Below are 21,268 nucleotides of genomic sequence, written 5' to 3' on the forward strand. Positions count from 1 at the left end.
GCCGAGCCTTTCCGGAAAGGAAAGCCCTAATCCGTCGGATTGGCTACGATGCGATAATGGACGAACAACTGCCGGACGTTCAGGCCTCGGAACCCGACGTGACCGTGGGACTGAACCGCGTCGGCGTGACTGGCGTCAAGAAGTTGGTCGAACTCGCTCGTCCCGAGAAGCGACCCATCGTGCTGACCGCGGAGTTCGAAGTACTGGTCGACCTGCCGAGTTGGCGGAAGGGCGCGGACATGAGTCGCAACATGGAGGTCGTCGACGAGATTCTGGAGGACGCGGTGAGCGAACCCACCTACCGCGTCGAGGACGTCTGCGGCGAGGCCGCCGAGCGACTCCTCGACAAGCACGACTACACCTCGAAGGCCGAGGTCAAGATGGAGGCCGAGTACATGATAAAGGACCGGACGCCCGAGAGCGACCGGCCGACGCAGGCGACCGCCGACATCCTCGCCAGCGCGACGGCGACCGACGAGGGAACCCGCGAGGAAATCGGCGCGCGCGTCACGGGCATGACGGTCTGTCCCTGCTCGCAGGGCATGATGGGTCAGACCGCCCGTGAGAAACTCGAATCGCTCGGCGTCGGCGAGGAGGAGGTCCGGGAGTTCCTTCAGGAGGTCCCGCAGGCGGGCCACTCCCAGCGCGGCCACGCGACCCTGACCGTCGAGAGCGAGGGCGCGCCCGAGGTCGACCTGATGGACCTCATCGAGGTCGCGCGCGACTCGATGAGCGCCCGCATCTACAACCTCGCCAAGCGCCCCGACGAGGACCACATGACCTTCGAGGCCCACGCGAACGCCAAGTTCGTCGAGGACTGCGTGCGCGACATGGCCGAGGGCGTGGTCTCGGAGTTCCCCGACCTGCCGGACGACGCCGTGGTGACGATGAAACAGAGCAACGACGAGTCCATCCACCAGCACAACGCCCACGCCGAGCGCGTGGCCGAGGTCGGGTCGCTTCGCGAGGAACTCGACGGCTAAAGCCGTCGAGAGGGTTTCTTCTCCTGAATCCGATCCACTGATAGCGCCGACTCAGACGCTTACATTCTGTTACGTCATGTGGGCGTGGTCTCTGCCGTATAGCGATTACATCTAATTTATAAGAAATTAAATACATAAACCTTCGGAAGTGCATTCGACCTCCCTTTAAGTCAATTATCTCTGAGGAGACCCATCTCCGCTCGTGCAGTGTCCCCTTCTGTGTCGTGCGATATTTCTTTAATTATTTTGCCAGATAAATACTTTTCCGCCCGACAGATTCTGGTTTGGGTTGTCTGGGAACATCACGTCAAATGTAGATTGAGGTGGCCCTGATTGTGAATACGCTGAGGAGAAGAGAAGGCTCCTTTTGATAAATAAGTGGTGCGAATGTATCCCGCGGTTCTTGTCAATTATGAGTAACTTGGCTGGTGGAACGGCATATCAACCCCTCACTCATCGCCGGTCGTAAATATGTGACAGTAGGAGTGGTCGTAGCCGTAGCCAAAGGATTCCTCCCCGTCGTTGGCGGTACTCTTCCAGGTGATTACCGTTTCTCCTTCGAAGTGAAAGACGTTCGAGACACGTTTGGCGACATCCCACGCCAAGGGAGTCACCCGTCCTTCAAATTTCATATTTGTAACATCAACGATGACGGTCGCATTGGACGTTAGTACTGATTCGAGACGAGTGAACGCAGTTTCGAGGTCGTCGAGGTACTCCTTGTACGTACTTTCTCCGCTGTAATTCTGCAAGGGATTGCGGTGATCTGACTGCACCATAAATGGCGGTGAGGTGTAACAACAGTCGCAGGCCGGGAACCACGAAGGGTCTAATTCGAGAACGTCTCCTTGACGAACGTTGTCAGAATGTTGGATTTGTTCCTTAATATAGGAGGCGCGTTCGGGTTCGTACTCAAGACCATACGGAATTCGGTCTAATTGCTCTGCAACCGTGAGAGTCGTTCCGTATCCGGCGAAAATATCGAGGACTCGATCTCCGGGGCTGGAATACTCCGTTAAAAACTCCTCAACAAGAGCCTCTGGAGCACGAATCTCGTTAGTGTGACCCGTCGGTAACTCCTTCTCATGTGTGTATTCAAACGAGCGAAAAGTTTTCATACTCTGTCCAATTCGTTGATCAATCGTTAAAGTTCCGGATCTCATTCTACTCTGCTGACCAATAATCGGTCTGGACTAAATCCGATTCCAGAACTCAGAGTAATTGTGGACTATGTACCATCTATTCAGTACGTGCTCAAGGCAGATGTTTGTCAGTTTTGGTGGCGGGCCTGAGAAGTATTTAGCGGTGTCGACGAGCGAAAGCGCTCGTCTTCTACCAGCACAACGCCCACGCCGAGCGCGTGGCCGAGGTCGGGTCGCTCCGCGAAGAGCTCGACAAGTAACGCCTCTCTGAAGACGTTCTCCGCTGACTCCGCCCGCACGGAGAATTTCGAGCGCACTGCGGGACGTCGTTCGTCGCTCTCCCTACGCGACGCTCCCAAGTATCGCGAGGACGACCACGAGACCGCCCCAGAAGATGAGCAGTCCGACGACGGCTAGATACGCCTTCTCGAGCACGCCGTCCGCCGCCCGCCACCGCCGGACGACGAGGTTGCCGCTCTCACCAGTGCCGTCGGCGACTCGCGCTGGTTCGGGTCCGGGCGAGTTATCGGATTTCGACTCCACGTCCACGCTCGGGTCGCCCGCTACGTCGTATCCTTCACTGCGGCATCGCGACTCGAACCGTCTCGTCGCCGCGTCGACGCTGTCCGTGTGAACCGGGAGCGCCAGCGTCGTGGTCTCGCCGGTGTCTCGGTCCACTACCTCGCCACTGACCCGCAGGACGGTGTCGCTCCGGTCGTCCGACCTTCCGCCGCTGCGTCCGGCGCTGTAACTCATCGCGCCGCCGACGAGGACGAGCAGGAACCCGAATCCGATGGTCGGCGCTTTCGCCGGGTTCGGCGTAGTGACTTCCGCCGACGACTCTATCCCCGAACAGTATCCGTCCCCCGAGACCGCTCGCTCGCCCTCCACGCACCCCTCGACGGTGTTCGTCTGAGTCGATGGCATGGCGAGTCCGGCGAGAACGACGACCAGACCCACGAGAACCACGACCGATGTGCCTTTCATGGTTCGTCTTCCCCGAACATCGCACACCCGGTACATATCCGTTTCTGATGCGGAGAATCGCTACCTCCCCATACTCACGTTTTCTCCGCTCCCGCCCCGTCTCGCCGCTACCGTGCCCAGTACTCCCACACACTCATACGCCTCGACGCCCTATCGAAGGCGAGTGAGACGCCAATGAGTGTCACAGGTCTCTGTCAAATCTGCGAGCAGAACGAAGCCGAACACTCCTGCCCCAACTGCGGGACCCTCGCGTGTGAGGACCACTGGGACGAGACGCGGGGTCTCTGCGCGCAGTGCGCCGCGACCGTCGAACGGGGCGGCCCCGACGAGGGCGCGGTAAGCCCCGACGACCTCGACGACGACGAAGTGATGCGGTTCTGAGTCGCGCGACGGCCGCCGTCACTCCCGGTGGCGGTTCAGTTGACGGGCGAGTCGGCGGGCCGACTGGCCCGCCGCCGCGGCGTGGTCGTCCCGCCCGGGCGTCCGACTGCGACCGGCGGTCTCGCCCGCGTAGAGGACTTCTCGGGTGGCTTCGACCAGTCCGACGGCTTCGTTCGCGCCGCCGTCGGGCGCGACGTGCGCCGCGACTTCGGGGTCGTTGCGAGCGCCGCCGACCGCGAGGAACGGCAGGTCGGGCGCGCGCTCCCGGAGTCGCTGGAGGTCGTCGCTCGACCCGCCGACCAGCAGGCCCACGTCGGCACGCGCGTCGGCGGCCCACGACGCCGCGAGGTCTGCGACGCCGTCGGCCAGCGTCGGCTCTTCGGCGTCAGATTCCCCGTCGCTCTCGTCGTCGCCCTCGTCTCCGGCGTCGCCGAAGTCTTTCTCACCGGTGGCGCAGGCTTGCCCCTCGTTTTCCCCGGTCGCAATCCGCTGGTCCTGCAGGTCCGCCGCGCCCGGGTTTGGCGTCCGGCAGGTCACGAAGACCCCGAGGTCCGAGTCGAACGCGGGCCGGAGGGCGGCGCGGCCGAGATACGGCGAGACCGTCACGGCGTCCACCCGGTCGAGGAGGTCGGCGCTCGGGTCGGGCAGGTCGGCGTACTTGCCGTCGAGGACGACCGGGACGCCCCGGCCCCGAGCGTAGGCGACGGTCTCGGCCAGCGCGGTCCACCCCTCCGCGTCGGCGTAGTACGCCGGGTTGACGGTGTAGGCGGCGACACTGTCGTGGGTCGCGTCCACGATTCGGCGCGTGAACGCCCGCCGGGGGTAGTCGTACTCCCGGCAGTCGTCGGGAAGCCGCGAGCGGTCGGGGTTCAGGCCCACCGCCAGCAGGCCCTCCGTCCGCCGGGTTCGCTCGCGGAGGCGGTCGAAGACGGTCATACCGGGGGTTGCCGCGGGTCCGACAAGGCTCTTGCCTTCGGCAGGTTCCGGGTCGTCGGGCGCGTCGGCGTCGCGGAACGGCGGTAGATTCGGTCGCTCCCGTAGCTCTCAAGGGGGAGTCCCGAGTAGGCCACGCCATGACTCTCTCCGCCGTCGTCTTCGACTTCGACTACACGCTGACGGTACCCGACCGGCCCCGACAGGCCGTGCTGGACGACGCCACTGAGGAGGTCAGCGCCCCCGACCTATCCCGCGAGGAATATCTCGAAGCTCACTCCCGGCACCTCGATAGCCCCGACCGAGTGCCCATCTTCGCCGACATCCTCCCCGAGGGCGACGACACCGACCCCGAGGAGTTGGCCGCGGCCTACCGCGAGAAGGTCGCCGACTCGCTGGTGTCGGTCGACGGCGTGGCGGGTCTGCTCGCGGACCTCCGGGAGGAGTACGCGCTCGGCTTGCTCACGAACGGGCCGACCGACGCCCAGCAGAGCAAACTCGACCGCTTCGACTGGGTGGACAACTTCGACGCGGTCGTCATCACGGGCGACCTCGACGCCGGAAAGCCCGACGAGCGCGCCTTCGAGGCCGTCCTCGCGGACCTCGGCGTCGAATCCGAGGACGCGGTCTACGTCGGCGACGACCCCGAGGCCGACGTAGAGGGCGCGAAAAACGCCGGCATGTACGCGGTGCAAGTCGTCTTCGACGACGGTCCCGACCCGCATCCCGACGCCGACGCCCACGTCTCGCGCGACGCGCTGGCGACCGAGTTGCCGGAGGTACTGAAGACCCTATAACACCGAAACGAACACGTCGGTCGCGCGCTTGACCGCCGCGCCGTCCTCCACGAAGACGAGCGTTCGCGGCGGTCGAACCGCCTTCGGACGGACCCGGAGGTCGGCCTCCTCGGCGGCCTCGGCCGCGGCGTCCACGCGCTCGCGGAACTCGACGCGGACCCGGTCCTCTTGGACGTAGACTGCCGCGAGGATGGAGTCGTCGGCCGCGCCATCCCCGACGGCGACTTCGTACGCCAGTTCGCCGTCGGCCGACGGTTCCACGTCGGGTTCGGCGTTGACGACTTCGAGGGCGTCGAGTCCGGAGTCCTCGCGACTCGACACCTCGGAGGAGAGCAGTTGCGCGATGCGTTTGCCGTCGGTGGTTCGGTCCTCGACCATGCCCGGAGAGTCGGACCGCGGGCGAATCAGCCTTCGGCTTTCGGTCGCGTCGGCGCGGCGACGGCCCGGACGGGGCGCGCTCGATGCGACGGACCACCCGGTGAGATGAAGTGGCGGAGCGAACGGGCCGAACTTCGAAATCGGACTCGCGCGCCTACTCGCCTTTCAGTTCCTCGCGGGCCTCGGCGGCCTCCGCGCTGGCGTCCACGCCGCGCCGCCGGGCGTAGACCACCGCGGCGGCCTCGATGGTCACGCCGAGGCGACCCTGCAGGTCGTTGATTTCGGCCACCGCGGTCTGCTTGTCGGTCCCGGCCGAGACCACCTTGTCGAGCAGTTTCTCGAAGGTGGACTGCTCCTGCAGGATGGACTCGTCGGGGACGAACTCCTCGGGAATCTCGGCCTCGCTCGGGTCGAACTCGGCGACGACTTCGCCGTCCTCCCGGGCGAGCAGGCCCTGTCCGGTCGCTACGTCCACGAGTCGCTCGGCTTGGTCGGGCGAGAACCAGTCGCGGTCCAGCGACAGCGCGACGACGAACTCGCTCTCGGGCATCGACTCGCGGCCCTTCTGCTGGAACGGAGCGGCGACTGCACTTCGGAGGCTCATCGGTCTGAATCGGGGCGGTAATCTGGGTAAAGGTGGCGGTTCTGCGGCGGAGAAGTGTCGGGAAAATTATAGACGAATTGGAGTATCTCGAGGTCGTGCCGTTTCAGAAAGCCCCGGTCGGCCGCAGTCGCTGGTCGACAGTACCGCATTTACTCTGGAGTATTCGACGCATCATGATTTCTAACTGGCCAATATTTTAATGAGGTATTGATATCCATTGTTGGATACGATGTCAGAATCAAATGAAACAGAATCTGTCAGTGAGCTTAAGCCGACCCATTCCGCCATTAGCCGAGTCCTTAACTTGTCCATCTTCTTCATCGGTATTGGAGTCTACTCGGTGGTAGGATTCGGGTTAGAACGGGTTGCGTTGTTCGCACCGCTTCAGATAACGTATTTTGTCGTCGGTGCTGTTGTCGGTGTTGTCGGTCTCCTACTGTGGCTTTTGACGCGATAACCTAAATCTGTATCCCGACCGCCCTCTATCCATTCCTACCCGACATGTTTCATATGATAGATTACAGCTCTCAATAGATAGCTACCGACTTCGAGACCTGAACTCAAATCTCCCTTTGATTTTGACACTACGATATAATACGTCTGAAATACGGCATATTACCCCGCTTCTCAACTTTGGTTAGCACCGGAATGACGCTTGTGCCCGAGAGTCCTTGTCTGTCAAACGATTAAGCCGATAGCCTTTATCGGTTCTTGTGAAGTCCATGACGGCGAAGGGGCAAGCAAGAACGATGTGTAATTGAACCGTACGCCACTTGAGGGGATTAATAAACGTCCCTGCTAAGTACAGCATATGCAGACCCACATCGTCCCGGTCGGATTCGACTACGACCGGCTCATCGCGCCGCTCGTGCGCGACCAGTTGGACGTGGACCGCGTCATCCTGCTGGAGGGCGCGGTCGGGAGCGAGGCCAACGTCGAGTACTCCCGGAACCTCTCCCAGAGGTTGGAGCAGGACTTCCGGAACCTGCTCGGGGCGACCACCGAGCGCGTCGTGGTCGCGGACGTGTACGACTACGACGCCGCCTTCGAGCAGGCCTACGACCTCATCAACGCCGAACTGGACGAAGGCCGGGAAGTCTGGGTCAACATCTCCGCGATGCCCCGGACCGTCAGCTTCGCGTTCGCCACCGCGGCCCACTCCGTGATGGTCGAACGCGAGGAGGACCGCGAGAAGATTCACACCTACTACACCGCCCCGGAGAAGTACCTCGAAACCGAACTCGCCGAGGAGCTTCGCCGTCAGATGGACCTGCTCGAGGACCTCTCCGGAGAGGTCGAGGACGACCGCATCGAGGAGCGACTCGGGAGCGCCCGCGACCTGCTCTCGGAGTTCGACGAGCGCGGCACCACCATCGGCGCGAAGGAAATCGACGGCGACCACATCGTGGAACTCCCCGTCGCGCTGTTCTCGAACGTCAAGCCCTTCGAGGAGGTCATCCTGTTCAAACTCGGCGAGGAGGGCGAGTTCGAGTCGGTCTCGGAACTCGCGGAAGCCCTCGCTCGCGAACTGAACGAGGAGTACACCGACAGCTTCCGGTCGAAGGTCATCTACAACGTCGATAGGTTGGGACCGGGCGGCAAGGGGTACATCGAGCAGGAGGAACACGGGAAGTCCTACCGAACGCGCCTGTCGAGAATCGGAGAGCTGTGGGTCCGAGCGCACGCAAACGGCGATTGATTGGTGACTCCGCTTGTCTTCATTCGTCCGGCGTCAATGATTCCCACTTGTGTTTCGGCGTATAGTACCGTTTGAGCCAGTCCGCAAGTCCGTCAAGTCCGGGGAACAGAACTCGCTCAGTGATGTTTGCTTGGTCTAAATAATCCCGGATCTGTGGTTTCAAATCAGCTGGGATGATTATTTTGTCCCCGACTCCGGGATTGTCCTCAAGCCACTCATCTAACTTCGCGTTCGGACTTGGCATCACTGAGAAGAGTGCAGATTGATTAATTATTCGTTCGTCAAGGGACGGCGGTTCGAAAAAGAGAGCGAAGTGCCCCAGTTCATCGAATTCTCTAAGTGAATCCTGAACGCTCGGGAAGGAGATTGACTCCGGATCGACCGTAAATTGTTTTTCCCACTCCCTCCGCTTCTCCTCCATCGATTTAGACTTCCGAATCTCGGGTTCCATCTCTCGTCTAATATCACGGACTCTTTCTTTCTCCTCAACGATTGACGGGACTGCCCCGTCCAACATATCTACCGTGAAGATGCTCGATTGCTCCTCTTTGAGAACGTGAGACAGCACGTCCGGAAGTTGCTCGTGAGCCTTTCTCTGATTTACTCGCCAGATGACTCCTTCTGAATCGAATTTCTCTGTATTCTCCGTTGTGAAGTGTGCAGCGACGAGAGGCGAGAACGTCCAATCGAGTAACCGTGTTGGAAGCCCGTGGTGTTGTGCTACCGAAAGGAGGTGCCATACAGACTGAGTTGGAACATCCTGATACGCGTACTTGCTGAAATTCCGGAGCAGGTGGCTTTCGATATTCTCGTACTTCTCGACTGGAGGAGTGTCCGCATCCTCGTCCTGTTCCTCGATGAGTCGAATCAGCGAGGTCCGGAGGTCGTACTCGACGTCCGACTGGCCTCGGAAGACGTACGGCGAACGATACCGCCCGAGGTCCTCGTTCTGCTCGTCTTCGAAGAGGAGCGACTGGAGGTGCTCCCAGCTTCTGACCCGAATCTCGTTCATACCGCTTCCCTCTCAGGTCTGCCACTTCAGCGTTCCGCGCCTACGTTCTCGCTTCCAACTTCTTCACCCGCGTCGCCAGCGCGAGAAACGTCGCTGCGACGGTTATCACGACCGCTCCGGCCGCCGCGATTTCGTGGGTCGGCGAGGGGTGGGAGAACCCCTCGACCAGCGCCTCCTGACCGGGCAGCGCGGTGTGGTGGGGTGTACCGACGACGGGGAGGAAGTAGTCCACCACGTCGTTGAACCCGTACCAGACCACCGCGACCAGCACCGCGCCGACCGGGAAGTCGCTGTACCGATGAATCAGGAACGCCTCGGCGACCATGCCGAGGTGGCTCCAGAACAGGAAGTTGTACATCAGCACCGAGTTGTACGAGAAGCCCTCCATGAACGCCAACAGGGTGAACGGCGTCCAGAGACCGAGTTTGAGACAGCCGAAGAAGGCCAAGGCGTTGACGACCTCGGAGTTGCGACCGAGTTTCCAGAGCGCGAGACTGGCCGCGATGAATAGCGTGGCAATCGGGCTGTCGGGGACGAACGGCCACATCACCGGCGGTTCGACCGCGAACTGCCACGTTATCAGCGGGTCCGAGAGCGGGAGCGGATGGAAGCCGTAGTACCAGAAGCCGAACGCGGTCCCGGCGAGATTGACTGCGACGATGACCCACGCGAACCGAAGCGCGAAGTCCTCCAGCGACTCCGGGAGGGGCGCGAGATACCGCGGCAGGTCGGCGCGGTCCGGAAGCATACCCGAGTCGTCTCACGTCCGGCGCAAAGCTTTGGCGGTCTCGGGCGCTCTGAAGTCCCGGCAGGCGACAGTGGCAATCGGTAGCCATTAACCGTTCGCGTCGCAACCAACCCGCATGGCCGAACAGACAGACATCGAGGAGCTAAAGCGAGGCAGCGAACTCGTCAAGCGCGGGTTCGCGCAGATGCAGAAGGGCGGAGTCATCATGGACGTGGTGAACCGCGAGCAGGCCCGCATCGCCGAGGACGCGGGCGCCGTCGCGGTGATGGCGCTCGAAGCCGTCCCGGCCGACATCCGCAAGCGCGGCGGCGTCGCGCGGATGGCCGACCCCGCCGACGTCGAGGAGATAATCGACGAGGTGTCCATCCCGGTGATGGGCAAGTCCCGCATCGGTCACGCCAAGGAGGCCCAGATTCTGGAGGCCGTCGGCGTGGACATGATAGACGAGTCGGAGGTCCTGACGCCCGCGGACGACAAGTATCACATCGACAAGCGCGAGTTCACCTCGCCGTTCGTCTGCGGCGCGCGAAACCTCGGCGAGGCCCTGCGCCGCATCGAGGAAGGCGCGGCGATGATTCGCACGAAGGGCGAGGCGGGCACCGGCGACGTGAATCAGGCGGTTCACCATCAGCGCAACATCAAGGGCGCGATTCGCGAAATCGAGGGCATGACCAAGGAGGAGCGCGAGGCGTTCGCTCGCGACATCGAGGCGCCCGCCCACCTCGTCCACGAGACGGCCGAGGAGGGTCGCCTGCCAGTCGTCAACTTCGCGGCGGGCGGCATCGCCACGCCCGCGGACGCCGCGCTGATGATGCACCACGGCTGTGACGGTATCTTCGTCGGGTCGGGCATCTTCGGCGCGGAGGACCCCGAGGCGATGGCCGACGCCATCGTGGAGGCGACGAACAACTGGGACGACCCCGAGCGACTCGCCGCCATCAGCAAGGACATCGGGTCGGGCATGAAGGGCGAGGCCAACGCCGACCTGCCCGACGAAGAGAAGCTACAGGGCCGCGGGAACTGAGCAGGCTGCGTTCACCGAGTCCAACTCGATGGGCCTCGCCGGACGACCGCTGGCGGCAGTCGGTCCGTCGTCCGCCGCGGGGTCGCTCGACGCGGCGCGTCGGGGGGTGAACGATGATAACTCTTTTGTCGTCATCCGCGAAATGAGGCCGCAGAATGCAACGGAACCGAGACGACCGGTCAGACGCGCCGATATCCGCCCTCTATATCGACGACGACCGGAGCCTCCTCGATCTCACCAAGGACTTTCTGGAGACCCAGACCGACCGCATCGAGGTCGAGACGACCGACTCCCCGCGGCGGGGGCTCTCGCTGCTCGCCGAGCGGGAGTTCGACGCGGTCGTCTGCGACTACCAGATGCCGGAACTCGACGGTCTCGACGTCCTCGAGACGGTGCGCTCGGAGCGCGACAGCGACATCCCGTTCGTCATCTTCACCGGGAGAGGCCGCAAGGAGGTGGCCGTGGAGGCGCTCAACCTCGGTGCCGACCGCTACATCCAGAAAGGGGGTGACCCGACCTCCCAGTACGGCGTACTCGCGCAGGCCATCGAACAGGAGGTCGAACACCACCGCACTCGACGTCAGCTCCACCGGCGCGACGAGAACCTCCAGATAGTCCTCGAATCCATCGGCGACGCCGTCATCACCACCGACGTCGAGGGGCGGGTCACCCGGATGAACTCGGTCGCGGAGGAACTCACCGGGTGGGACGAGAACGACGCGGTCGGCGAGCCGCTCCCCGCCGTCTTCGAAATCCTCAGCGAGGACGACCGCGAACCGGAGGAGAGCCCCGCCCAGCGGGTGCTCGAGGAAGGGGAGGTCGTCGGCCTCGCCAACGGGACGGTGCTCGTGCGGAAGGACGGCTCGGAGCGATTCATCGCCGACAGCGCGGCCCCCATCGAGGACGAGAGCGGGGCGGTCAACGGCGTGGTCATCGTCTTCCGGGACGTCACCGACGAGTACCGCAAGCGGAAGCGCCAGCGCCGACAGCGACAGACCATCATCGACGTGTCGGTCGACGCGGACGTGACGGGCGGGAACCTCGAAGCGGGCGCGCGGACGATAACCGAGGCGGCGGCCGAGACGCTCGGCGTCGACCGCGTCGGCGTCTGGCTGTTCGAGCACGACAACACGGTCCTCCGCAACGTCGACCTCTACGAGCGGTCGACGGACAGCCACGAGTCGGGGAGCGAACTCACCGCCAGCGAGTACGGCGACTACTTCGACGCACTGCAGGCGAACCGAGCCATGGCCGTGACCGACGCCCGCGAGGACCCCCGGACTGCCGAGCTCGCGGAGCCGTACCTCGAACCGCTGGGCATCGGCTCGATGCTCGACGCGACGGTCCGCTCCGGCGGCGAGGTCATCGGCGTCGTCTGTCACGAGCACGTCGGCGACGCCCGCGAGTGGACCGACGACGAGCGCCGGTTCGCCGGGGAGATCGCCGACCAGTTCCGACGCCTGCTCTCGAACTGCAAGCAGCAGGAGCGCGAAACCGCTCTCCGGGGACTCCACGGCATCGCCACGGACATCACGACGTTCGAAACTCCCGAGGCCGTCTGCGAGCGGACCATCGACGTGGCGGAGACGATTCTCGACTTCGACAGGTGCGTCATCAATCTCGAGGAAGACGGGATGCTCCCGATAGCCACGATATCGGAGGGCGTCCCGCCCGACGGCGCCACGCCGATGTCGGTCGACGAGGGCATCGTCGGCAAGACCTACCGGTCCGGCGAGTCGTTCCGCTTCGCCGACGTCCGAGAGGCCGAAGAGGCGAACCCGCAGGGACCGTACCGCGGGGCGCTCAGCATCCCCATCGGCGACCACGGCGTCTTCCAGACCGTCAGCGACCAGGTCGACGCCTTCGACGAGGACGACCTGGAACTCGCCGAACTGCTCGTCTCGCACGCGGAGCGGGCGCTCGACCAACTGGAGAAGGAGCGCGAACTCCGCCAGCAGAACGAGCGACTCGACGAGTTCACCAGCGTCGTCTCCCACGACCTGCGTAACCCCCTGAACGTGGCCGCGGGGCGACTCGAACTCGCCCGCGGGGAGTGCGACAGCGACCACCTCGACGACGTGGCCCGCGCTCACGACCGAATGGATTCGCTCATCGAGGATCTGCTCGCGCTGGCCCACGAGGGGCAAGCCGCGATAGAGACCGAATCGGTCGACTTCGGGGCGGCCGTCGAGGCGGCCTGGCGGACCGCCGACGCGCCGGAGGCGGCCCTCGTGAACGACGCGGAGTGCTCCATCGGCGCCGACGAGAGCCGACTCCAGCAGTTGCTCGGGAACCTCTTCTGCAACGCCGTGGAACACGGCGGTCCGAGCGTGACCGTCCGGGTCGGGAGCTCGACCGACGGGTTCTACGTCGCGGACGACGGGCCGGGCATCCCGGCCGGCCGGCGAGACGACGCGCTCGACATGGGGTTCTCCACGAGCGAGGAGGGCACGGGGTTCGGACTCTCGATAGTCGAGCGCATCGCCGAGTCCCACGGGTGGGACGTGACGGTCACTGAGAGCGAGTCGGGCGGCGCGCGCATCGACGTCACCGGCGTCACCGTCTCGGACGAGCGGAGTTCGACCGAGTAGCACGGCGAAGCCGACGAAACGGTCCGCACCGGCGTCCGTTGATTCTACACTTACGCGCGATATATTTCCGCACCGCGACCGATTTCGGTCTGGTAAGCGAACGAATCGACGCCCTCGTCGGCGAACGCGCCGACCATCGCCGAGGCGACCGCTCGCCGCTGGCCGCGGTGGCGACACACCGCCAGGACGCCCGGCCCGGCGCCCGAAATCGTCACGCCGGTCGCGCCCGCCTCGCGGGCCGCCTCGGTGACGGCGTCGTAACCGTCCACGAGTTCGGCGCGGGCGGGCGTCACCACCGGGTCGGTCAGGCCCCGGCCGACCAGTTCCGGGTCGTCCCGGGCCATCCCGGCGACCAGCGTCGAGGCGTTGCCGACCGTCTCGACCAGTTGGTCCATTCCGACCGTCTCTGGGACGACGCCGCGGGCGTCGCGGGTCGAGACCACGATGTCGGGCAGGCAGACCACGACCGGCAGGTCGGCGTCCATCGTCGTGATGCCGTCGTCGGTGACGATGGTGAACCCGCCCAGAATCGAGGGCGCGACGTTGTCGGCGTGGGCCTCCCCGGAGACGACCGCCTCGCCCTCGGCCGCGAGTCGGACCAGTTCCTCGTCCGAGAGGCCGCGGTCGTAGAGTTCGTTGAGCGCGACGGCCGCGCCCGCGGCGCTCGCGGCCGACGAACCGAGCCCCGACGACGGACGCACGCCCTTGTCGATTCGGATGTGGGCAGGCGCGTCGAGTTCGCGCGCGACTACGCCGGCGGTGTTCTCCGACGGGTCTGTCGGGACGAACTCCGCGCCCGCGCCGGTCACGGAAATCGTCGTCTCGCTGGCGCGCTCGACCCGCACCACGTCCGCGGGGTGGCCGAGCGCCGCCCCGAACACGTCGAAGCCACTGCCGAGATTCGCGCTCGTCGCCGGGGCCCGCACCGTGAGCATATGCCCGTGGCTAATCAGGGCCAAATCAAAAATCTGCCGGGCCGGACCGGCGACTCCGCGCGACCGAAACCGAACCGCGAGGGCGACGCGGGGCGGACCCGCCGTCCCGGGCCGACGACTTTCTTTAAGACCTTTATATGTGGGCGACGCAGGTCGAGACACATGGACCCGCACATTCTGATACTGGGCGCACCGGGCGCAGGCAAAGGGACTCAGAGCGACCGCATCGTCTCGGAGTTCGGCGTCGAACACGTCACGACGGGCGACGCGCTCCGGGCGAACAAGGAGATGGACATCAGCCACCTCGACCTCGAGTACGACACGCCGGGCGAGTACATGGACCAGGGCGAACTCGTCCCCGACGCCGTGGTCAACGAAATCGTCGAGAAGGCGCTCTCGGAGGCCGACGGCTACGTCCTCGACGGCTACCCGCGGAACCTCGAACAGGCCGAGACCCTCTCGGAGATGACCGACCTCGACGCGGTCCTCTACCTCGACGTCGACGAGGACGTGTTGGTCGACCGCCTGACCGGTCGGCGCGTCTGCGAGGAGTGCGGCGCGACCTACCACGTCGACTTCAACCCGCCCGAGGAGGAGGGCGTCTGTGACAAGTGCGGCGGCGAACTCTACCAGCGGGAGGACGACACCGAGGAGACCGCCCGCGAGCGCATCCGCGTCTACGAGGAGAACACCGCGCCCGTCGTGGAGTTCTACGACGACGAGGGCCGTCTGGTCCGCATCGACGGCGAGCAGACGCCCGACGAGGTCTGGGTCGACGTGAAGGGCGCAATAGAGTCGAACGCCTGAGACCGCCGCTCTTTTCGCCGCACGGTATTTTTCAGGACACTCCGACAGAGAATCGAAATCCGATGTTTTAGAAAGGAATAGTCAGGTGAGAGAAATATATTCCTGCCTGAACACTCACTCTGACCACGTCGCGCCCACGTCCTCGGACGGCGACCACCGCACCGCGAGGTCGCCGACCGTCGCGTCGGCCGGGACCTGAAACACCAGCCACCCCCGCTCGGTCTCGTCGGGGTCGTAGGCCGCGGTCGGCGCGTAGAACGGCCCCTCCACCGGCGACGCGAACGTCGTGTTCCCATTCGAGGACTGGTGGAACACGCCGTAGGACTCCTCGCCGACGGCGACCGAGAACCGACCGGGGCCGGGGAACGCGATTCGCTCGTCGGTCGCGTTCCGGACCGCGACCCGGACGAACGCGAACGTCTTTCCGGCGGGTGCCCGGAACGACTGGTTCTGGCCGTCGTCGTAGACGTACGACTGGAGCAGGCCGTCGAACGCGTCGCTCCCGACGTTCACGCGCACCTCCGCGCCGTCGGGCGTCGTGAACGACTCGCCGAGTCCGCGCTCGGCCGCGCGGACGCCGACGGTCTCGACGGGGCGTCCCGGCCGGAGGCGGTACTCGGCCCGGCCCGCCTCCGGGGCGGTCCGCTCGGTCGTCCACGTCCGACGTTCGCCGGGCGCGAGTTCCACTTCGACGGTCTCGCGCGCACGCCACTCGTCCTCGTCGGCGTATCGGTGCTCGAAGACCCCGCGGTAGGTCCCCGGAACCGACCCCGTGTTCTCGACGGTCGCAGTCGCGGAGAGCGCCGCGCCGACTTCGGTCTCGGCCGGCAGCGAGAGGTCGGTGACTTCGAACCGCGGTAGTTCGGTCGCGTCGAACTGCCAGCGGACCTCCGGGGCGGAGTCGCTCGTCTCGCCCGACGCGGTTTCGTCGGCCTCGCCGCCGCGGGCGTCGCCCCGTGCGCGATTCCACGCGACCTGAAGCCCCTCGGTCGCGCGCTCGGTCGCCACGTCGGCGACCAGCCATCCCGTCCGGGAGTCGCCGGGCGCGAGCGCCGACGCGCCGAACGGGTCGCCGTCGACGCCGTCGAGGGACGCGAGACCGTCCGCCGCGCCGTCGAGGGTCGCAACGACCTCGCCGTCCGACACGGAGAACGACGACGGGCCAACGGGGAGCGACCCTCCGGTCCGGTTCTCCATCCAGATGCGGACGACCGCGAGGACCGACTCGTCGGGCGCGGACTCGTCGTCGGACGCGAACGCGTCGCCGGACGCGAGGACGTCGCGCCCGTCCGGCGCGTCGAACAGTAGCGCGTCGCGGTAGGCCGGGTCCGCCACCGACAGCGCGAGACCGTCGGCGAAGGCGAACCGCTGGCCGCCGGGGAGCGACTGCGTCGCGGCCGAGACGGTGTGAGCGGCGCCGGTCCCGGTGAGTCGGAACCGGTGGCGTCCCGCGTGCGAGAGCGAGAAGGGTCCGACCTCGACGCTCCGGGACTCCGAGGCCGACACGTCGCCGATTCGAATCCGGGTGTCGTCGCCCGGCCCGCGACCGTCCGCGGTCAGCGTGTCTGTGAAGTTCCCCGACTCGCCGCCCGCGTTCGTCGCCGAGACCGACAGCGAGAACGTCTCGCCGACGCCGACCTCGTCCGGTCCCGAGAGAGTCACGTCCTCGAACGTCGCTGGTCCGCTGTCGAGCGCTCCTCCGAACACCTGACATCCCGCGAGCGACGGCAGAGTGGCCGTGGTAGCGAAAGAAAGGAGTTTCCGACGGTTCATACGCAACAGTCTGACAGCTCATTTAAAACTCCTCCGGCCGCGACGCGCGGTCCGGGCGACTGGCGCTGCCCACTGCGGCCGCACGAGAGCGAAAGTTGATTAACCGGGGGATTCCAAATCTGTCACAATGGCACGGACCGCGGACAAAATCGAGTCGCTCATCGCCGACGATTCGGCGATGGCCGACGCCTTGGCGGTCGTCTACGACCGCACCGACGGCGGCTCCGAGCGCATCGAGTGGGCCGACGTCAACGACGACCTCACGAGCGGTCAGTGGGGCCGACTCATCGAAAAGGACGTGTTGGAGAGCGTCGGCGACGAGTTCCGAATCGCCGACCCCGACGCAGTCGAGGCGGCGCTGGACGACGAACCGACCGCGACGGTCTCGACGGCGACGCCGGACGTCGACGCCGACGACGACGTCGAGGAGTCGTCGTGGACCACGTGGGACAAACTCGCCGCGGTCGGCGCCGGCGGACTGTTCCTCGGCTACTCCCAGCAGCCGATTCGCAACATCGTGGGGAGTACGGTCGAAATCTTCATCGGTCCCGTCGACAAGGTGTTGCCCTTCTACATCGTCGTGTTGGTCGTCGCTCTCCTGACCGGCCTGTTCAGCACCCTCCTGCAGGCGAACCTGATGGACATGGAGAAGATGAGCGCGTATCAGGACCGCATGAAGGACATCCAGGAGAAGCGCAAGCAGGCCCGCGAGCGCGGCGACGACGAGGCGCTCGAACAGATTCGCGAGGAGCAGATGGACGCCATGGGCGACCAACTCGGCATGTTCAAAGAGCAGTTCCGCCCGATGGTCTGGACGATGTTCGTCACCATCCCCGTCTTCCTCTGGATATACTGGATGGTGCTGGACGGCCACGTGGCTCCGGGCGAGTTCCGAATCGTCGCACCGCTCGTCGGCGAGGCCAAGTGGACCGCGAAGATCCTCGGCCCGATGCAGATGTGGATCGTCTGGTACTTCCTCTGCTCGATGAGCCTGACCCAACTCATCCGGAAGTCGCTGAACATCCAGACGACCCCGACCTGAACCGAAGTTTCGAGTCCGGGGTTCCGTTTTTCCGGGTCGCGTTTTTTCGACCGGAACTTTCGGGGAAGCGTGCTGCTATCGACTCCACGACTTAGACTGCACCGCATCGACCCCACCGCGCTACATTTCCTACACCGTTCTACACGCCGACACCGAGCCACGTCACCGACATTGGCCCACAGAACCGACACTGGCCCATATCACCGACACCGCCCCGCACTGCCCGCACCGCGCAACCTCCGCGGCCACGGACGCGCCCGCCGTTTCTCGCACGGAGACGACCCGACACGAACCCCCGGCCGGAGAAGTTCAAAACCTCTTTCAGAGCGCCGCTCCGAGATGAGATATGCTAATTACGGTCTCCGGACCACCGGGTAGCGGCAAGAGCACGACCGCCTCCGAACTGGCGGCGACGCTCGGCTTCGACCACATCAGCGGCGGGGACATCTTCCGCGAACTCGCCGACGAGCGAGACTACACCACCTTGGAGTTCAACAAACTCGCCGAGGAGGACGACCAGATAGACCGGGACCTCGACCGCCGCCTCCAGCAGATAGCCGCCGAACGCGACGACGTGGTGCTGGAGTCGCGCCTCGCCGGGTGGCTGGCGGGCGACCACGCCGACTTCCGCATCTGGCTCGACGCGCCGCTGGAAGTCCGCGCCGAACGCATCGCCGACCGCGAGGGGAAGTCTGTCGAGGCGACCCGCGAGGAGACCGCGGCCCGGCAGGGCAGCGAGGCCGAGCGCTATCTGGAGTACTACGGCATCGACATCACCGACCTCACTATCTACGACCTCTCGGTCAACACTGCTCGATGGGACGCCCCCGCGGTGCTGGACATGCTCGTGACCGCAATCGAGGAGTACGACCCCGAGACCGACGAGGGCAGGTACCCGGTGGACACCGATTACGATTTCTGACGCCATGCTCCGCGGACCCCCAGACGAACGGTCGCCCGACGAACTGCTCGCCTTCGGCGTCGTGAACCTCGACAAGCCGCCCGGCCCCTCGGCCCACCAGGTCGCGGCGTGGGTCCGCGACATGGCGGGGGAGGCCGTGGCCTCCGTAGAGCGCGCCGACCGGCGCGCGGAACCTATCGACCAGGCCGCCCACGCCGGTACGCTCGACCCGAAGGTCACGGGCTGTCTCCCGGTCCTGACCGGCGCGGCGACCCGACTCTCGCAGGTGTTCCTCGAAGGTGCCAAGGAGTACGTCGCAGTGCTGGAACTCCACGACGACGCGCCCGCCGACGTGGAGGACGTCGTCGCAGAGTTCGAAGGGCCGCTCTATCAGAAACCACCGCGAAAGAGCGCGGTCGCCCGCCGACTGCGCGTCCGGGAAATCTACGACCTCGACGCGCTGGAGGTGACGGACCGCCGAGTCCTGCTCCGGATTCGCTGCGAGAGCGGGACGTATATCCGGAAGCTCTGTCACGACCTCGGACTCGCGCTCGGGACGGGCGCGCACATGGGCGACCTCCGCCGGACCGCGACCGACCCCTTCGACGATTCGACGCTGGCGACGATGGAGGACCTCGCGGACGGGTTAGCGAGGTGGCGCGAGGGCGAGGCGCGAAGCGACGAACCGCGAGCAGCGGGGAGCGACGACTGGCTCCGAGAGGTCGTCAGCCCGGCCGAGCGCGCGCTGACGCACCTCCCCGCGGTGACGATTGCGCCGAGCGCGGCCGAACAGGTCGCGCGGGGCGCGCAGGTGTACGCGCCGGGAGTCATCGAGGCCGAAGACGCCGAGGAGGGGCAGTTGGTCGCGTGCTTCACGCCGGAAGACGCCGCGGTCTGTCTGGGAACGATGGTCGGCGACGCGGACGCGGAATCGGGGGTAGTGGTGGAGTTAGAGCGCGTGTTGGTGTAGTCGGTCGTCCGGTCTCGAAGCGCCGTGTTCGGAGTATCGCGCGTGTAGGCCGGGACAGAGTGACAGACGAGGACCGAACCGACATCCGCTCTCCACCGGTTGTCCCCTGCCGCCAAACCCATCTTTTTCACCCCGCCCGGCCACCTGCAAGCCATGCAACTCGGAACCGCGGACTCCGAACCCGGCGAACTCGCTACCGGGTGGCTCGACGCGACCGACCTGCCGACCGGCGCCCCCGAGCGCCTTCCCGTCCTAATCGCCGAAGGGGAAGAGGACGGCCCGACGCTCTGGATTACGGCGGCCATCCACGGTAACGAAGTCACCGGCCTCGCGGTCGCACAGGACGTGATGACCGACGACCTCGCGTCGGAAATCCGGGGCACCGTGGTCTGCATCCCGAATCTGAACCCCGCGGGCCTGCGCCGCAATTCCCGCACCTCCTACTACGACGACGAGGACCCCAATCGCTACTTCCCCGACCCCGACGCCGAGAGCAGTCGTCCGCCGAGCGTCCAGCAACTGGTCGACGAGCGCGTCTACGAGGCGTTCGCCGACTCGGCCGACGCGCTCGTGGACCTCCACACTGCCCACGTCGGGTCGATGCCGTTCCTGATTCGGGACCGCGTGCTGTACGGGGAGAGCGAGGCGCAACGCGCCTCGGAGAGTGGAGCGGCGGAGCCGCGAGACTGGCGGACGGAATCGGAGGCCGAGGACCTCGCCGCCGACCTCGAATCGCTCGTCGAGGCGTTCGGTATGCCGGTCGTCAACGAGTACGCCGCCGCGGAGTACACCGAGCAGAACCTCCAGCGTTCGACAGCCGGCGCGGCCCTGAACAACGCCGGAATCCCGGCGTTCACCGCTGAGTTGGGCGGCCACGAGGTCGTGGAGGAAGACACCCGCGAGGCCGGCGTCACGGGCGTCCGGAACGTCATGCGCGAACTCGGCGTGCTCCCGGGCGACCCCGACCCCGACGCGGTCGGTCCCGAACCGCCGGTCGAGTACCCCGTCAAGCGCGCGGTCCATCCTCACACCGACACGCCGGGCGTCGCGCGACACCGCGTCGAAGCGGGCGACGTGGTCGCCGAGGGCGACCCAATCGCCGACGTCTGCACGCCCCACGGCGAGACGAAGGCGACCGTCGAGTCCGACCACGACGGCTACGTCATCGGCAGGTTGCACGGAGTCGCGGTCTACGAGAACGACCCGCTGGCGAGCATAGCGGTCCGCGACGATGGCGACGTCGTGGTCCCCCGCGACGCCGACGCGGAGTCGGGCGAGTGAGTCGGGATTCGGCCCGAAATCGCTCGACGTGAAACGAAGCGCTTAACTCGGAGACGGGCTTTTGTCCAGTTGCACGCAGAGTGCATTGCGGGACCGTAGGGTAGTGGTATCCTCTGCCGATGGGGTCGGTAGGACCTGAGTTCGAATCTCGGCGGTCCCACTTTTCCGCGAAGCCAACTGGAGAGCGATAGCTACAGTCAATCGACAGGCCGCCTCTCCATCTCGATTTCGCGCGTTCTCACGTTCGAAGCTGCCGCTCTCGTCCCGAACGGGGAGTCGA

At 65.3% G+C, this 21,268-nt stretch carries 20 protein-coding genes and 1 tRNA gene; 12 read left to right on the forward strand and 9 right to left on the reverse strand.

The window, feature by feature from the left end; translation table 11 throughout:
• Window positions 1–56 precede the first annotated feature (56 nt).
• On the forward strand, window positions 57–983 hold the full coding sequence (gene mptA, locus M0R89_RS02555) for a GTP cyclohydrolase MptA (protein ID WP_248650999.1): 927 nt from the start codon (window positions 57–59) through the stop codon (window positions 981–983).
• Between the two features lie 449 nt (window positions 984–1,432).
• Here mptA and M0R89_RS02560 read toward each other — a convergent pair whose 3' ends face one another.
• Entirely contained in the window at window positions 1,433–2,101 is a 669-nt protein-coding gene (locus tag M0R89_RS02560) for a DNA methyltransferase (protein WP_248651000.1), read from the reverse strand.
• Window positions 2,102–2,467: 366 nt separating this feature from the next.
• Complete coding sequence (locus M0R89_RS02565) at window positions 2,468–3,112, reverse strand: hypothetical protein (protein WP_248651001.1); 645 nt, start codon at window positions 3,110–3,112, stop codon at window positions 2,468–2,470.
• Window positions 3,113–3,286: 174 nt separating this feature from the next.
• On the opposite strand from M0R89_RS02565, the gene M0R89_RS02570 reads away from it, so the two are divergent.
• A complete protein-coding gene (locus M0R89_RS02570) occupies window positions 3,287–3,493 on the forward strand; it encodes a hypothetical protein (protein ID WP_248651002.1) in 207 nt (68 codons plus the stop codon).
• A gap of 18 nt (window positions 3,494–3,511) precedes the next feature.
• On the opposite strand, the gene pyrF is transcribed toward M0R89_RS02570, so the two are convergent.
• The gene (gene pyrF, locus M0R89_RS02575; RefSeq protein ID WP_248651003.1) at window positions 3,512–4,429 is read right to left on the reverse strand and encodes an orotidine-5'-phosphate decarboxylase; all 918 of its coding nucleotides are present in this window, start codon (window positions 4,427–4,429) and stop codon (window positions 3,512–3,514) included.
• Between the two features lie 137 nt (window positions 4,430–4,566).
• Here pyrF and M0R89_RS02580 point away from each other — a divergent pair, with 137 nt between their 5' ends.
• The gene (locus M0R89_RS02580; RefSeq protein WP_248651004.1) at window positions 4,567–5,223 is read left to right on the forward strand and encodes an HAD family hydrolase; all 657 of its coding nucleotides are present in this window, start codon (window positions 4,567–4,569) and stop codon (window positions 5,221–5,223) included.
• Here the strand turns inward: M0R89_RS02580 and M0R89_RS02585 are convergent.
• On the reverse strand, window positions 5,218–5,601 hold the full coding sequence (locus M0R89_RS02585) for a DUF7993 family protein (protein ID WP_248651005.1): 384 nt from the start codon (window positions 5,599–5,601) through the stop codon (window positions 5,218–5,220). The two genes, M0R89_RS02580 and M0R89_RS02585, sit on opposite strands and share 6 nt — an antisense overlap.
• A 154-nt stretch (window positions 5,602–5,755) precedes the next feature.
• A complete protein-coding gene (locus M0R89_RS02590; protein WP_248651006.1) occupies window positions 5,756–6,205 on the reverse strand; it encodes a DUF2240 family protein in 450 nt (149 codons plus the stop codon).
• 811 nt (window positions 6,206–7,016) lie between these two features.
• Here M0R89_RS02590 and M0R89_RS02595 point away from each other — a divergent pair.
• On the forward strand, window positions 7,017–7,904 hold the full coding sequence (locus tag M0R89_RS02595; protein ID WP_248651007.1) for an HFX_2341 family transcriptional regulator: 888 nt from the start codon (window positions 7,017–7,019) through the stop codon (window positions 7,902–7,904).
• 19 nt (window positions 7,905–7,923) lie between these two features.
• Here the strand turns inward: M0R89_RS02595 and M0R89_RS02600 are convergent, their stop codons facing one another.
• Together M0R89_RS02600 and M0R89_RS02605 are read right to left on the reverse strand one after the other, a co-directional pair.
• Window positions 7,924–8,916 (reverse strand): FRG domain-containing protein, encoded by a 993-nt coding sequence (locus M0R89_RS02600; RefSeq protein ID WP_248651008.1) that lies wholly within the window; start codon window positions 8,914–8,916, stop codon window positions 7,924–7,926.
• A 40-nt stretch (window positions 8,917–8,956) separates the two neighbouring features.
• Window positions 8,957–9,664 (reverse strand): DUF1405 domain-containing protein, encoded by a 708-nt coding sequence (locus tag M0R89_RS02605; RefSeq protein ID WP_248651009.1) that lies wholly within the window; start codon window positions 9,662–9,664, stop codon window positions 8,957–8,959.
• Between the two features lie 115 nt (window positions 9,665–9,779).
• Between M0R89_RS02605 and pdxS the strand changes: the two genes are divergently transcribed.
• Window positions 9,780–10,688 (forward strand): pyridoxal 5'-phosphate synthase lyase subunit PdxS, encoded by a 909-nt coding sequence (gene pdxS / locus M0R89_RS02610; RefSeq protein WP_248651010.1) that lies wholly within the window; start codon window positions 9,780–9,782, stop codon window positions 10,686–10,688.
• A 155-nt stretch (window positions 10,689–10,843) separates the two neighbouring features.
• Window positions 10,844–13,279, forward strand: a complete 2,436-nt coding sequence (locus tag M0R89_RS02615) for a GAF domain-containing protein (RefSeq protein ID WP_248651011.1) — start codon at window positions 10,844–10,846, stop codon at window positions 13,277–13,279.
• A gap of 50 nt (window positions 13,280–13,329) precedes the next feature.
• Here the strand turns inward: M0R89_RS02615 and M0R89_RS02620 are convergent, their stop codons facing one another.
• Entirely contained in the window at window positions 13,330–14,214 is an 885-nt protein-coding gene (locus M0R89_RS02620) for a homoserine kinase (RefSeq protein WP_248651012.1), read from the reverse strand.
• A gap of 162 nt (window positions 14,215–14,376) precedes the next feature.
• Between M0R89_RS02620 and M0R89_RS02625 the strand changes: the two genes are divergently transcribed.
• Entirely contained in the window at window positions 14,377–15,021 is a 645-nt protein-coding gene (locus M0R89_RS02625) for an adenylate kinase (RefSeq protein ID WP_248651013.1), read from the forward strand.
• A 114-nt stretch (window positions 15,022–15,135) separates the two neighbouring features.
• On the opposite strand, the gene M0R89_RS02630 is transcribed toward M0R89_RS02625, so the two are convergent.
• Window positions 15,136–16,794, reverse strand: coding sequence for a hypothetical protein (locus tag M0R89_RS02630; RefSeq protein ID WP_248651014.1), 1,659 nt, complete (start codon window positions 16,792–16,794; stop codon window positions 15,136–15,138).
• A gap of 127 nt (window positions 16,795–16,921) precedes the next feature.
• Between M0R89_RS02630 and M0R89_RS02635 the strand changes: the two genes are divergently transcribed.
• The 5 genes from M0R89_RS02635 to M0R89_RS02655 all read left to right on the forward strand — a co-directional run bounded on the left by M0R89_RS02635 (window position 16,922) and on the right by M0R89_RS02655 (window position 21,148).
• Entirely contained in the window at window positions 16,922–17,836 is a 915-nt protein-coding gene (locus M0R89_RS02635) for a DUF106 domain-containing protein (protein WP_248651015.1), read from the forward strand.
• A 346-nt stretch (window positions 17,837–18,182) separates the two neighbouring features.
• Complete coding sequence (gene cmk / locus M0R89_RS02640) at window positions 18,183–18,758, forward strand: (d)CMP kinase (RefSeq protein ID WP_248651016.1); 576 nt, start codon at window positions 18,183–18,185, stop codon at window positions 18,756–18,758.
• Window positions 18,759–18,762: 4 nt separating this feature from the next.
• Window positions 18,763–19,707 carry an RNA-guided pseudouridylation complex pseudouridine synthase subunit Cbf5 gene (locus M0R89_RS02645; protein ID WP_248651017.1) on the forward strand — a complete coding sequence of 315 codons (945 nt, stop codon included), beginning with the start codon at window positions 18,763–18,765 and terminating at the stop codon, window positions 19,705–19,707.
• A gap of 153 nt (window positions 19,708–19,860) precedes the next feature.
• Window positions 19,861–20,988, forward strand: a complete 1,128-nt coding sequence (locus M0R89_RS02650) for a succinylglutamate desuccinylase/aspartoacylase family protein (protein ID WP_248651018.1) — start codon at window positions 19,861–19,863, stop codon at window positions 20,986–20,988.
• 89 nt (window positions 20,989–21,077) lie between these two features.
• Window positions 21,078–21,148, forward strand: a tRNA-Pro gene (locus tag M0R89_RS02655).
• Window positions 21,149–21,268: the final 120 nt, after the last annotated feature.

Origin of the sequence: Halorussus limi, assembly GCF_023238205.1 — an archaeon.
GTDB lineage: Archaea > Halobacteriota > Halobacteria > Halobacteriales > Haladaptataceae > Halorussus > Halorussus limi.

Excerpts from the sequence above, each read along its gene's own strand:
- mptA (WP_248650999.1), top strand. The coding sequence starts at position 57 with ATGGACGAACAACTGCCGGACGTTCAGGCCTCGGAACCCGACGTGACC.
- M0R89_RS02560 (WP_248651000.1), bottom strand. The coding sequence starts at position 2,101 with ATGAAAACTTTTCGCTCGTTTGAATACACACATGAGAAGGAGTTACCG.
- M0R89_RS02565 (WP_248651001.1), bottom strand. The coding sequence starts at position 3,112 with ATGAAAGGCACATCGGTCGTGGTTCTCGTGGGTCTGGTCGTCGTTCTC.
- M0R89_RS02570 (WP_248651002.1), top strand. The coding sequence starts at position 3,287 with ATGAGTGTCACAGGTCTCTGTCAAATCTGCGAGCAGAACGAAGCCGAA.
- pyrF (WP_248651003.1), bottom strand. The coding sequence starts at position 4,429 with ATGACCGTCTTCGACCGCCTCCGCGAGCGAACCCGGCGGACGGAGGGC.
- M0R89_RS02580 (WP_248651004.1), top strand. The coding sequence starts at position 4,567 with ATGACTCTCTCCGCCGTCGTCTTCGACTTCGACTACACGCTGACGGTA.
- M0R89_RS02585 (WP_248651005.1), bottom strand. The coding sequence starts at position 5,601 with ATGGTCGAGGACCGAACCACCGACGGCAAACGCATCGCGCAACTGCTC.
- M0R89_RS02590 (WP_248651006.1), bottom strand. The coding sequence starts at position 6,205 with ATGAGCCTCCGAAGTGCAGTCGCCGCTCCGTTCCAGCAGAAGGGCCGC.
- M0R89_RS02595 (WP_248651007.1), top strand. The coding sequence starts at position 7,017 with ATGCAGACCCACATCGTCCCGGTCGGATTCGACTACGACCGGCTCATC.
- M0R89_RS02600 (WP_248651008.1), bottom strand. The coding sequence starts at position 8,916 with ATGAACGAGATTCGGGTCAGAAGCTGGGAGCACCTCCAGTCGCTCCTC.
- M0R89_RS02605 (WP_248651009.1), bottom strand. The coding sequence starts at position 9,664 with ATGCTTCCGGACCGCGCCGACCTGCCGCGGTATCTCGCGCCCCTCCCG.
- pdxS (WP_248651010.1), top strand. The coding sequence starts at position 9,780 with ATGGCCGAACAGACAGACATCGAGGAGCTAAAGCGAGGCAGCGAACTC.
- M0R89_RS02615 (WP_248651011.1), top strand. The coding sequence starts at position 10,844 with ATGCAACGGAACCGAGACGACCGGTCAGACGCGCCGATATCCGCCCTC.
- M0R89_RS02620 (WP_248651012.1), bottom strand. The coding sequence starts at position 14,214 with ATGCTCACGGTGCGGGCCCCGGCGACGAGCGCGAATCTCGGCAGTGGC.
- M0R89_RS02625 (WP_248651013.1), top strand. The coding sequence starts at position 14,377 with ATGGACCCGCACATTCTGATACTGGGCGCACCGGGCGCAGGCAAAGGG.
- M0R89_RS02630 (WP_248651014.1), bottom strand. The coding sequence starts at position 16,794 with ATGAACCGTCGGAAACTCCTTTCTTTCGCTACCACGGCCACTCTGCCG.
- M0R89_RS02635 (WP_248651015.1), top strand. The coding sequence starts at position 16,922 with ATGGCACGGACCGCGGACAAAATCGAGTCGCTCATCGCCGACGATTCG.
- cmk (WP_248651016.1), top strand. The coding sequence starts at position 18,183 with ATGCTAATTACGGTCTCCGGACCACCGGGTAGCGGCAAGAGCACGACC.
- M0R89_RS02645 (WP_248651017.1), top strand. The coding sequence starts at position 18,763 with ATGCTCCGCGGACCCCCAGACGAACGGTCGCCCGACGAACTGCTCGCC.
- M0R89_RS02650 (WP_248651018.1), top strand. The coding sequence starts at position 19,861 with ATGCAACTCGGAACCGCGGACTCCGAACCCGGCGAACTCGCTACCGGG.